Source organism: Gordonibacter pamelaeae 7-10-1-b (genome assembly GCF_000210055.1).
GTDB classification, from domain to species: domain Bacteria; phylum Actinomycetota; class Coriobacteriia; order Coriobacteriales; family Eggerthellaceae; genus Gordonibacter; species Gordonibacter pamelaeae.
In genome coordinates, this window is record NC_021021.1 from 3,260,596 (window position 1) to 3,261,882 (window position 1,287).

A 1,287-nucleotide genomic window follows, 5' to 3' on the forward strand; every position below is an offset into this window, starting at 1 on the left:
CGGCCGCGGGGCCGTGCTCCACCCGCGCGTCGCGACGCGGCACCAGCACGTCGAACGGCGACACGATCATGCGGAAGTCCTCCCCCTCGCACACGGTGCAGCTGTGGTTCGGAAAGTACACGGCACGGCCGAGCTTCAGCAGCCGCGCGCCGTACGGCAGCCCGTAGCCGATGGCGCAGCGCGTGCATTCCAGCTTGCACGGCGCGTTCGGGCGGAACTTCTCGCGCACGGGGCGGCCGATGCCGGCCAGCTCGCAGACCGAGCCCGTGGACATATAGCAGTAGGGCATGTGCACGCCCACCTCGAGATGCGGCATGTAGCCGCGCAGCTCGGACAGGTCGAGCGCCGCATGCGTGGGGTCGAGCTCCAGCCCCTGCAGCTCGCCCTGGCGGAACAGCTCGGTGACGAGCGCGGGAACGCCCACCGCATGCCGCTCCTCGAAGAGCTCCGCATAGCGCGGGTCGCGCGGCTCCTTCGAGAACAGGCGCCCCGCGTTCAGCGGCAGCCCGTACCGGTCGAGGCAGTACGCCACCATGCCCACGTCGTTCACCGTTATCTCGTCGACGACGCCGCGGTTCGCGCCCACGAGCTCGTCGATGCGGCGGCGCGCCTCGGCCAGGTCCTTCTGGGAGAACACCGGCACCACGAGCGTGGCCGGTATGCCCTCGCGGCGGCAAAGCGAGAACGCCTCGCGCCACACCTGGTCGGGTTGGCGCAGGAAGTACTGGCTGCAGAAGTTGGAGCCGACGTAGAGCCGCCTCACCGAGCGGCGGCCCGCCGCCTGCATGGTGCGCTCCACCATCGTGGAGAGCGTCATGCCGTGCGCACGGGCCGCCGCGGCCACGTCGGCCACGCTGCACGCGGGTATCGATTGCATTGCCGGCTACTGCTCGTTCTCGGCGACGCCCTGGCCGTACTGCTCGCCCTTGCCGTAGCGCTCGCCGGAGGCATACCGCTCGCCCTGCTCGGAGCCTTCGCCGTAGCCCTCGCCGCGGCCGTACTGCTCGCCGGCCTCCTTGCCGGAGCCTTCGCCGTAGCGCTCGCCGGCATGTCCACCTTCACCGGAGCCGTGCCCTTCGCCGTACCCTTCGCCGCTTCGACGGCCCTCGCGGCCGCCCTCGCCCCTGCCGTAATCCTCGCCCTCGCGGCCGCCCTCGCCGTGCCCGTAGCCCTCGCCCTTGCCGTAGCCCTCGTCGCGCGGCTGGCCCTTCAACTCGTCGATCGTGTCTTCCATCATGGCAGACCCCTTTCGTCGTAGAATGCGCGGTTGAAAAAGGCGGCCCCTCG

The 1,287-nt window shown here is 70.8% G+C and carries 2 protein-coding genes; both read right to left on the reverse strand.

Annotated features, from left to right (window positions below):
• Positions 1–877, reverse strand: an 877-nt coding sequence (locus tag GPA_RS14980; RefSeq protein WP_041239747.1) for a hypothetical protein, incomplete at its 3' end; no start/stop codon positions are given.
• A 6-nt stretch (positions 878–883) separates the two neighbouring features.
• Positions 884–1,237 (reverse strand): hypothetical protein, encoded by a 354-nt coding sequence (locus GPA_RS20455; protein WP_015540388.1) that lies wholly within the window; start codon positions 1,235–1,237, stop codon positions 884–886.
• Between the last annotated feature and the right edge of the window lie 50 nt (positions 1,238–1,287).